1 pseudogene is annotated in these 276 nt (G+C 45.7%); it reads right to left on the bottom strand.

The features are described from left to right. Positions 1 to 74: 74 nt before the first annotated feature. A pseudogene (locus FQ668_RS27450) lies at positions 75 to 276 on the bottom strand (transporter); the annotation flags it as partial.

Here is a 276-nt window from a genome sequence, read left to right as displayed (position 1 = left end):
CGTATAAATGGCATAAGAAAAACGGCACAAAGAGTGCCGTTTTTCATTAGTATCGCATTCAGCTCATAAGACGATTAGCTGATAACCATTGCGATATAGCCAAGGATTAACACGATAACGGAAGTCAACGCGTACGGCACTGGATAGCCAATCGCCGGCATGTCACTTTGAGTAGCATCTTGAGCTCCTTTCATTGCAGGTGTGCTATTCCTACCACCAGCGCAGGCACCAGCAAGAATAGCCGGATTCATCTTACGAACATACAGACCATACAAC

Origin of the sequence: Pseudomonas sp. Kh14, from assembly GCF_900291005.1 — a bacterium.
GTDB lineage: Bacteria > Pseudomonadota > Gammaproteobacteria > Pseudomonadales > Pseudomonadaceae > Aquipseudomonas > Aquipseudomonas alloputida.
The sequence above is the reverse complement of the archived record's forward strand: the minus strand, read 5'-3'. Positions and strand labels throughout refer to the sequence as shown.